Consider the following 9,721-nt stretch of genomic DNA (forward strand, 5'->3'; position numbering starts at 1 on the left):
AAAAATCATTTGTCAAGAAAAATATTTTGATAATCAAAGTTTTGTTTCAACCGGCAAAGATTCTTTCTCTATATGTGGTAAGCAACTGTTCTTATTTTGTAATTTTTACGCTTGCTTTCTGGCCTTTTTTCTTCAGCAGTCGCTTATAAGCTGTTAACTTTGTTTTCGGAACTTTAATCGTGCATTTTTTATGGATACCTTTCAATGCATTTTTTCCGACGCTCTTCAACAATTTTGATTTTATCGTGATCGCTTTCAGATTTTTCGCCCCGCTAAATGCACCGGCACCAATCTTGGTTACTTTATTTCCAATCGTAACTTTCTTCAGCTTTCTGTTGTTTTTAAATGCATTCTTGTCAATTGCGGTTACTTTATAACGTCCATCCGCAAGTTTTACACTTGCAGGCACGTTAAAAGATGTATTTTTATCATTCATCGGTTTTACAAATGTGACTGTTTTCCTGGTTCCGGTGATGCGGTAAATGCCTTTTCCTGACTTTTGTTCACTGCCAACCGTCATTGTGGAACCCGTTGTCGATTCCTGGTTATCCGGAACAGACGGTTTCGGTGCCGGTGTTGGATCTGGTTTTGGATCTGGATCTGGCGTTGGATCTTTTGGAATTTCTACCGTAACGCTGCAGATTGCCGTCTTATTTCCGTCTACCGTTGTAACCGTTACAACAGCTGTTCCGTCTGCTTTTGCGGTAACTTTCCCTTCTTCATCCACGGTTGCCACCTCTTCCCTGTCACTCGAAAAGCTTACCTGCTTATTCGTTGCATTCTTCGGTGCTACCGTTGCTGTAAGCTGTACGGTCTGTCCCCTTTCTGTCAGTTTTACTTCGGATAGATCCAGCGTGACATCCTTAACTGCAATCGCAGACTCACCGATCACATCTGCCAGTTTAAATTTTGCCTGTTTGATGTAGCACAGGTCTGTCTTGACATTATAGCCGCTGCCGTCACTTCCCTGCCAGCTCTGTGAAAATTCTTTATCCCAGTGTCCGTAAGAATCCATGACAAAGGTTCCGTCCGATAAGACAACAAATCCGGTGTATCCGGTATCTCCGGAGTAACGGTTGTTGGCCCAGTCCTCACAGAGCAGGATATGACACTGTCCGTCATTTTGTTCCATCAGATCTTCATAAGTTCCTACCCATGCAACCCAGTCACCTGCCATCCAGTCGTTTGCACCGTCGAACTGATTGTTGTTATTGAGATCAAACTGTATTTCACGGAAGGTGATCACCAGCTTGCCGCTGATCGGATCGTACATTGCTTTATGGCGTTCTCCGGCAAGAGATCCCGGAAGATCCATCGGTTCAGACCAGTTTTTTCCTTCGTCATCTGAGTAAATCAATGTGGACGGATTGTTATGGGACTGACTTCTTGCCAGACCGACAATACGTTTGCCGTCCGGCGAGCGGAACATTCCGATCTCACACATCTGATATTTGCTCTCTGTTGTGCGATATGCACTCAGATAAGGTTCCGGCTCTGACCACTGTTCCTTTCCGTTTTCGTCAAAAGTCAGATATGTTTTATAATTGACATAATTTGCATCATGATAAACGCCCATCCATTTCTGGATATCTTTTCCGTTTTCATCTTTTAACTGCACAAGACTTGCCATCGCAACGATAGTGTAGTTTGTGGTTCCGTCTTTTTTCTTTTCATGCCAGTTTTTGTATTCGGTCCATGTCTTGCCGCCGTCATCTGAATAGGAAGTATTCCATCCGCCGATGTGACCATTCGCATCTGCCTCCCCGGATCCCCAGTTTGGCAGACCGGTGATCAGCATCAGCCTCGTCGTTCCATTCTCCAGATGCAGTTTGTAAATCGTCGGTGTTTCCAGTGATTTTGCCCAGGAAGACGGAATATCCGTCTTTTCCGTCCAAGTCTCTCCGGCATCCTCACTTACCTTCATAACCAATTTACCATGTCCGTGTCCGACCGGATAGACAGTGATCAGGGTACGATTGTCATCCAGCATAACCATATCTGGCTGTCCAAGGTAACGTCTTCCTTTTTCATTGCTTTCGTCTTTATCAATATCAGACAGTTTGGATTCATTCAGCTTATAAACCGGAACTGTGTTGTGGATCGTAATCTCTTTGATAACACGGATCTCTACCGTTTCTTCATACCCGGACGCTGCATTTTTCACAAGGATCTGTGTCGTACCGCGTTTCTTTGCCTGTACCATTCCATCTTCGCTTACGGTTGCAATCTCCGGATCTGAAGAGGTATAAGTGATTGTTTTATCTTCCTGATCACTGATCAGATTTGTCACGACCTGCCAGCTCTCACCAACTTTTAATTCTTTTTTCATTTCCTGAATATTCAGGCCTTTTCCCATCATACCAGCCAGAATTTCATTTTCCGTGAGTACGCGGTTATAAATTTTCAGTTCGTCAATCTTACCTTCAAATCCACTGCCGCCGAAAAGATCAGCCGGGCAAGGAAAAGCATTTGTTTTTGTCCAGGCATTTGTCTGAACCACTGTTCCGTTGACATAAAGAGACAGACCGTTTGTCTTATCCTGTGTCCATGTCATATGTACCCATGTTTCTGCCGGAAGTGTATACTGGAAAGTCAGAACATCACCGCTTCCCGTCCCTACATGTACACCGGTTTTCAGATTGGAGGAACTGATCGCAGCATCAAACGAATATTTTCCATCACTGCTCATCAGAACAGAGCTTCTCTCTGAAAGAGCTTTGCTGTATATCCAGTAACTGACTGTCCATGCATCTTCTGTAACAAGTGCGTTCGAAACAGAAGCTCCTGTTATATTTTTCTCAATCTCAAGTGCACTGCCGAATTTTCCGCTACTGATCTTTCCACCGGAAAGCACTGCATTTCTGCTGCCCCATTCATCTGCAATCTGATCATCGCTTACATGATCAAAAGAATAATAAGATATTTTATCTGTACTCGGTACTTCGGCAAGTTTTACCTGTACTTTTATGATTGCCTTCTTTGAGCTGTCCAGTTTTGAAACTGCTGTTATGGATGCCTTACCAACTTTTTTCGCCGTCACAAGCCCCTGGCCAGAGACGGATACCACATTTTCATCATCAGATGTATAGGTAAGGCTGGTATTTAATACATTTTCCGGTGTAAAGACCGGCGTCAGTTTTTTCGTCTCACCTAAGGACAATATGATCTCACTTCCTTCTGCAAAGGTAAGCTTTGTGATCTGATCGGTTCCACCCGCTCGCTTTGTCACATATTTTTCTGTGATTTCTGCGATTCCCTGTTTAAATGCAGTCATCTCTGCAGACAGTTTTGTCTTTTCGGTATCTGTCAGATATCTTCTTCCTGTTCCTGCTGTTGTTGTTACCTTGGCATAAAGTGCATCGATATCCTCTGCAAGAGACGGAATTTCCTGCTCCATCAAACGAAGTTTATTGACATCTCTTACTCCTTCTGCCATCCGCTCCAGACGTACAGAACTTTTTACTTCTTTTGCTGTTGCATTTTTTTCAGACGGATAAAGCAGGAAACAGTCTCCCGGTTCAAATGCATTGTGTGTGGCATCTTCCAGTGGATTTTCTATCCATGCATCGTATGCCCAGCGTAAGAATCCTGCTGTCTCCAACTTTCCTGCATTGATGACTGACCAGTAACTTTCTGCCGGCATACTCAAAGAGAAATTACCGGGGATATGCTCCGTACAGGAATAAAGGGTAGTACGAAATCCTTTCTGTTCTCTTTCCTGCAGCAATTTTGCAAATTCTGTCGGATGTGCCGCTGCCGCAGAATCTCCGACATTCAAATCCGTCACCCGCATTGCCAGATCTTTTTTGTCAATAAAATGATCCATCGCTCCGGCTGTTTTAAGACTCTGTCCATGAATATTTTTCACAGAATCAACCAAATCAAAGGCTGCCGCTGAAAAACCACGCTCATCAATACCAATATAAGCATCGTCAAACCATCCTTTTGTTTCCAGATGTGCAACTAGGTCTGTCAGAAAATTTGTCCAGGTCTTTGTATATTCTGCACTTCCTGCTGTAAAGGACTGATATTTTAAAGTGGCATTCTCCCAGTATGCAAAAGAATTATGCCACGGTGCAATGCTGTACAGCACAATTTTGTCACCAATTCCAAGATTTTTATTAAATGTCACCCATTTGTCAAAATTGGTGTAATCATAAGAAAAAGTGCCATCTGCATTTTTCGTCCATTTCACCATAGATGGATAATGAACTGCGTTTTTACTGTAAGTCTGGCCATTCCATGCCTCTTCGACAATAGATGTAGTAATTGCATGACCGCCGATCTCTTTGTACTTTTTCATGATCGGCTCCAGGATTTTCAGATGCTCTTCCGAAAACGGTGTCACTCCATAGTATTCTGCACTGGTATACGGGTACTGCCACAGTTCAATATCAAATGTATTCTCGAATTCATCTGCATCCGGCAGAACTGCATCCTGTACTTTTACGGTATAATGAAATACCAGCGGCGTTTCGATTCCGTCTGCTGTTGCTGTCACTGTCCCTGTATAAGTTCCTGCTTTCGCATCTTTTGGGATATTGAATGTCACCCATACCGGCTGTAGTTGATTCCATGAAATATTGACCGGATCTTTTCCATAAAGAATATCCGAAGATTCACTGCGGTTGCTTCCGTTATCTGCCGGAACTGCACGATCCTTGCTTCCATATCCCAGATAACTTCCGTTATAAGCTTTTGTTGATTTTACAAAAAGAGTCTGCACATGATCTGCTGTGATTTTTGACGTTCCGTTTGTAAGATCACTTGCCGTAACTCTGACATTCTCAAGGCTGCAATTTTTGGAAAACAGAACCAGTTCACTGTTTGCTTTGTCATTTTTCCAGGCTGTCACTTCTGTTTCTGTCGCAGTTTCTTTTGAAACAGCTGCATACTGATCCTGCGTATACTGATCGTCTGTGCTCTTAACCGTACCTCCAAGATCCGGTGTCCCGATATATGGCTGATGTGTCACTTTTGCATATGCAACCTGATTGACCACCTTTGATCCTGTTTTTTCATTTAATGTCACTGCTTTTAATGTATGACTGCCTTCGGAAAGCCCCGTGATCCGATATACACTGACTGCACCGGATCTGGATGACTGATACAGATCCACCGTCTGGCTGTATTCTCCGTCAACCATATACAGAACCTTTCCATGTGCAGGTGCTTTTACGGCATAGATTTCAACCGCACTTCCATTGAACATCAGTTCATAATAACACTGCCCGGCATTTGCATCCGATGTACCAAGATCAATATATGCCTCTTGTTCCTGATTCACGATCCAGCTTTTTCCGGAATAAGCAGTATATTTAAAATAATTCATCTGATTCGTATCCGTCACGTTTACTTTTACTTCTTCTGTCACTTCGCTGCCTGTATCATTTGCTTCGACCCGCAGTGTCTGTGTCATAAACGGACAGATCAGCAAAATTGCCAAAAGCAAGCCAAATATTGACTTTTTCATGTTCTTTTTCATTCATTTCCTCCATTTTTTCTTTTTCATAGTGCTCTCTGATTGTCTGTTATTTTTATAGTCTTATCCGATATACACATCCTTTCTTGGTAATTTCGAACAATATTTCTCGCTTATAATAATCTTTTTTGAAGAAAATGTAAATATTTTTTATTCTTCCCAAACATTTTCTGACTGAAGAAGTGACGCAGAAATCAAATCCATTTTTTTCCTCGGTAATCTCAAAAGTACCCTTCGAAATCTGTTTCATACTGCGACAGGTTTTGGCCGGTCCTTTTCTGACCGGAATGCTGCCGGTTTTTACCTGTACTCTATATGGTAATTTTACAGATACGTAAACTTTTTTCCCTGAAGTATTGTATACACGATACCCGACATACTGATCCGCATTTTTCTCCGAAATTCCTTTCTGAAAGGTTTCCCAGGTATTTTTTCCTTCATTATATACATAAGGGTTTGGACAGATTTTTCCGGTCACATCATAATGACGTATCACATGATCTGCCGAGACATGATATTTTTTCATCAGATACCGGACCAGCTCAATGGTCGACCGCAGCGTCTTATTTTCAAAATACCAGTCCCGGTCGGTCGCTCCAAGTGTTTGTGTTCCCCTTTTTCGCACGCACATTTCAATCCCGATACTGTTGGCATTTCTGCATTCCAGATGTTTATAGCTGCTCGCCCCGCAATGCCAGGCAATGTTCTGGTCTTCCACACACTGCCAGATCTCACTGTCAATCCCGACAAAATAATGTGCCGATGATCCACGATCCCGCCGCCATAATAAATGCAGTTCTCCTTTGCCCCTCCCAGTGCACCAACATAGTGAATAACAATATATTTAATCCTGGAACTGTTCCCTGGAGTATAATTATATTTTGAGATCATGCGATTGATTTTGTTCATATTACATATACAATTCCTTTTTCTTTAGTGTATGCAGCTTTTTTGTAAAAGCTTATTTGGATGTTTATATGCATAAAAATTCTTGGAATCCAATTTTTGTATACAAAAAGAGAGTCTGTTTCCAAGCCTTATAACATCTGATTTCGTTTTCTTAATTTCCCGCAACTCGGGTAGTATTTAACCAAATCAAGGAAGTCCCATGCTTCAATTGCGAAAAGCAATAAGATATCCTATATTACAGAACAGTTAAAAAACTGCAAGGAACTATTTATAGCATTTTTCATAAACTTATATTGAACTGATTATTTAATAGGAGGAAAAACAGTTGCAGTATCAAAATTTTTGCTGTCAGAAATCAGAAAAAGAATCTTGCCTGGAACAGTATCCACTTGCTATGGCATATGTTCCATGGCAAAAATTTGATAAATCGTTTTCTTTATGTCATGCTTTAAAGGCCGGTACCATATTTCCATGTCTTGAAAAACCATTTTGCGGAAAAGGAGGCAGATGTCAATGAATGGCTGCAATCATTACAGAATGAACAATTCCTGTATGCGAAATACAAACAACCGACAACCGATGCCTAATCGGCAGCAGATGGATATGCAGCCGGACAAAAATACGGAATGCGGAAGAAGACGGCAGCCGGACAAAAAAAGTTTACTGAATGAAATCAATGAATGTAGTTTTGCTGTCAATGATATGCTCCTTTATCTAGATACCCATCCGTGTGATGAAGCAGCCCTTTCCTATTTTATGGAACACAAAAATCGTCGAGTTGCCGCATTGAAAGAATATGCAAAGTATTATGGACCGCTTACCATTGATACCGCAGACGATGAAGCAAGTGAAAGCTTTTTATGGGTAGAAACACCTTGGCCATGGGAAGGAGGCGGCTGCTGATATGTGGAATTATGAAAAAAGATTACAGTATCCGGTTAATATTAAAAACCCGAATGGAAAAATCGCCCAGATTATCATGAGTCAGTACGGAGGTCCGGATGGCGAGATCGGTGCTTCTATGCGTTATCTGTCCCAGCGTTTTACCATGCCGAATCGAAAAATCATGGGAATCTTAAATGATATCGGAACGGAAGATTCTGTTCCACCATGTTGTCATTTAGTCTATACCCTCTCCACTTTCTTAAGATACACCCAGCCGGCACCGCTTTTCAGCTTGCCGAATCCGTTCTTTTCTTCTACGATCTCGTACTTACCTGGCTGCAAAAATGTTCTGGCAGCACTGTATGTTTTGGCCGGTCCTGTCCTGATTGGAACATTTGCGGTTTTCGGCCGCACCTTGTATGGGAGTTTACTTGATGTGTAGACTTTCTTTCCTGCATCGTTGTATACATGATACCAGGCGTGCTGATCCGCACACTGCTTTGCTTTCTTCATCGTTTTAAATGCCCCGATCTGACTGCTGGCGTTTTTCCAGGTCTTGCGGACACGGTACCATGGTTTGTCAGTCGCTGGCAGAATGTCGCCATTCTGTCCGGAAATAGCTTTCTTGAACGCATCCCAAGTGTACGTACCTGTATTGTATACATACGGATTCGGGCAAATCTTTCCAGTTACATCATAGTGGCGAATGACATGATCTGCAAGGATGTTATATTTCTTCATCAGGTATCTGGTCAGCTCAATAGCCGACTGTACTGTTGTCTCTTCGAAGTACCAGTCCTTGTCGGTTGCCCCAAGACTCGCCGTATTCTTCTTTCGCACACACATCTCAATCCCAATGCTATTAGCGTTTCTGCATTCCGGATGTTTGTAACTGCTCGCCCCACAATGCCAGGCGATATTCCGATCTTCCACGCACTGCCAAATTTCGCCGGCGAAACCGACAAAATAGTGTGCAGATGCCTCACGGTTGCCACCACCATAGTATGCACAATTTTCCTGTGCTCCGCCCAATGCTCCGACGTAGTGGATCACGATGTATTTGATTCTGGAGATATTGCCGGGATTATAATTGTAATTTGAGATCATGCGGTTGATTTTGTTCATAGTTTCTACCTGCCTTTCTTTTTTTGTATACAAAAAGAGAGCCTGTTTCCAAGCTCTCTCGTTATATCTGTTTACTGATTCAATTCTTTATATAATGCCTCTATTCCCATTCTGACGACATCCGTTTTACTTGCCCCTGTTTTCTCCATGCAAAAGCGTATTTTCTCCATGTCATTTTCTGACAACCGGAAGCTTTCACGGTAGCTTTTGGGTGCATCTGTCGGACGTCCCATTTTCTTTTCTATTTTTATCACCTCTTGACTCTTGCCATTTTCCCTGAACTGTGTTATGTTCTTATTGGGTGCAGGCGGTGGCAAGTACCGCCTGCTTTAATTACTGCCTTGCTTATTTATTAAGCAGGGCTTTTACTTTTTCCTTTGCTTCCTCAAGTGTTTCGCAAGTATTGAGGATTTCAAGGATTTTTCTTGTCTGGTTTTCTTCCGCCAGATCTCTGAGCTGTTCGCCTAAGTTCATATCTTCTTCCATTTGTTTCTCCTTTCCGGCACCTGCCACCTTATTCGTTAAGTCTTCCTTAACTGTCTTTATTATAACTTATGTCATGACATAAGTCAAGGATTATTTTCATTATTTCAGAAATTTATTCACAAAATACTGCTGCCCTTTCCCTGTCACCAGCACGGTCTTTGTGATCCGCACACTGCCGTCCGGATTGTTGATTGTCCGTTCTTTGATTTCAAACAAACCGGCTTCCATGCTTCTCTGTGTTGGCATATTGTAATCTGTCCCTTTTCTGCTGATCAGGAACCTGTTTTCACGCATCCATGTGAACAGCCTGTTCTGTCCGATATCCACACCGTTCTGTTTCAGGATCTTTGCCAGTTCCCCGATCAGGATACAGGTGTTCGACACGCTGACGGCATCCGCAAACACTTCTTTCGGTCTCATCCGCTGTATATTTTCCACAAGGCTTGCATTGTTTGCTTTGAGTTTCTCAATCTGCTGATCTGCCATCTTCAGGGCACGTGCAAAGATCTGTTCCGGTGTGTTCCATGCTTTTTCCAGGTCAAGGAAGTACTGGCGGTACTGTCTGCCTTTTTCGTTTCGCTGGATCATGCAGATCTGTTTTGCCATGTCGATGGAAATTTGATAGTCAACGGCTGGTCTGCCTCCTGTACTTTTGCTCATTTCTGAGCTAAAGTCTTTTCCTGCCTCGAAACCGTATTCTGTCATTCGAGGAAACCAATCTTTAAAAGCTGTTTTTATTTCTAAAGCTTCGTGCAAGTCTCTCGCCGATACGGTCGGCTGTTCTGTCTCATAATTGATTTTTAATAATCCGTTCATCCTACTTTCCTCCGTTCA

Annotated in this window: 8 protein-coding genes and 1 pseudogene; 3 read left to right on the top strand and 6 right to left on the bottom strand. The window is 42.5% G+C overall.

Annotated features, from left to right (window positions below):
• Window positions 1–91: 91 nt before the first annotated feature.
• The gene (locus tag LKD42_RS07985) at window positions 92–5,473 is read right to left on the bottom strand and encodes a glycoside hydrolase domain-containing protein (protein WP_248835357.1); all 5,382 of its coding nucleotides are present in this window, start codon (window positions 5,471–5,473) and stop codon (window positions 92–94) included.
• A 64-nt stretch (window positions 5,474–5,537) separates the two neighbouring features.
• The gene (locus LKD42_RS07990; protein WP_248835358.1) at window positions 5,538–6,200 is read right to left on the bottom strand and encodes a peptidoglycan recognition protein family protein; all 663 of its coding nucleotides are present in this window, start codon (window positions 6,198–6,200) and stop codon (window positions 5,538–5,540) included.
• A gap of 585 nt (window positions 6,201–6,785) precedes the next feature.
• Here LKD42_RS07990 and LKD42_RS07995 point away from each other — a divergent pair.
• From LKD42_RS07995 to LKD42_RS15375, 3 genes and pseudogenes are all read left to right on the top strand, one after another.
• Window positions 6,786–6,908 (top strand): spore coat associated protein CotJA, encoded by a 123-nt coding sequence (locus LKD42_RS07995; RefSeq protein WP_215659279.1) that lies wholly within the window; start codon window positions 6,786–6,788, stop codon window positions 6,906–6,908.
• Between the two features lie 86 nt (window positions 6,909–6,994).
• Window positions 6,995–7,294, top strand: coding sequence for a spore coat protein CotJB (locus LKD42_RS08000; RefSeq protein WP_248835363.1), 300 nt, complete (start codon window positions 6,995–6,997; stop codon window positions 7,292–7,294).
• Window position 7,295: 1 nt separating this feature from the next.
• Window positions 7,296–7,490: pseudogene (locus tag LKD42_RS15375) on the top strand (manganese catalase family protein); the annotation flags it as partial.
• A gap of 26 nt (window positions 7,491–7,516) precedes the next feature.
• Here LKD42_RS15375 and LKD42_RS08010 read toward each other — a convergent pair.
• From LKD42_RS08010 to LKD42_RS08025, 4 genes are all read right to left on the bottom strand, one after another.
• The gene (locus LKD42_RS08010) at window positions 7,517–8,401 is read right to left on the bottom strand and encodes a peptidoglycan recognition protein family protein (RefSeq protein WP_248835359.1); all 885 of its coding nucleotides are present in this window, start codon (window positions 8,399–8,401) and stop codon (window positions 7,517–7,519) included.
• A gap of 71 nt (window positions 8,402–8,472) precedes the next feature.
• Window positions 8,473–8,655: a hypothetical protein gene (locus tag LKD42_RS08015; protein WP_173896834.1), complete on the bottom strand. Its 183-nt coding sequence runs from the start codon at window positions 8,653–8,655 to the stop codon at window positions 8,473–8,475.
• Window positions 8,656–8,746: 91 nt separating this feature from the next.
• On the bottom strand, window positions 8,747–8,887 hold the full coding sequence (locus LKD42_RS08020) for a protein phosphatase (protein ID WP_173896836.1): 141 nt from the start codon (window positions 8,885–8,887) through the stop codon (window positions 8,747–8,749).
• Window positions 8,888–8,986: 99 nt separating this feature from the next.
• On the bottom strand, window positions 8,987–9,703 hold the full coding sequence (locus tag LKD42_RS08025) for a phage antirepressor KilAC domain-containing protein (protein WP_248835360.1): 717 nt from the start codon (window positions 9,701–9,703) through the stop codon (window positions 8,987–8,989).
• Window positions 9,704–9,721: the final 18 nt, after the last annotated feature.

Source organism: Hominisplanchenecus faecis (assembly GCF_020687205.1).
In the GTDB taxonomy this organism is placed as follows: Bacteria; Bacillota; Clostridia; order Lachnospirales; family Lachnospiraceae; genus Hominisplanchenecus; species Hominisplanchenecus faecis.

Excerpts from the sequence above, each read along its gene's own strand:
- LKD42_RS07985 (WP_248835357.1), bottom strand. The coding sequence starts at position 5,473 with ATGAAAAAGTCAATATTTGGCTTGCTTTTGGCAATTTTGCTGATCTGT.
- LKD42_RS07995 (WP_215659279.1), top strand. The coding sequence starts at position 6,786 with ATGGCATATGTTCCATGGCAAAAATTTGATAAATCGTTTTCTTTATGT.
- LKD42_RS08000 (WP_248835363.1), top strand. The coding sequence starts at position 6,995 with ATGCAGCCGGACAAAAATACGGAATGCGGAAGAAGACGGCAGCCGGAC.
- LKD42_RS08010 (WP_248835359.1), bottom strand. The coding sequence starts at position 8,401 with ATGAACAAAATCAACCGCATGATCTCAAATTACAATTATAATCCCGGC.
- LKD42_RS08020 (WP_173896836.1), bottom strand. The coding sequence starts at position 8,887 with ATGGAAGAAGATATGAACTTAGGCGAACAGCTCAGAGATCTGGCGGAA.
- LKD42_RS08025 (WP_248835360.1), bottom strand. The coding sequence starts at position 9,703 with ATGAACGGATTATTAAAAATCAATTATGAGACAGAACAGCCGACCGTA.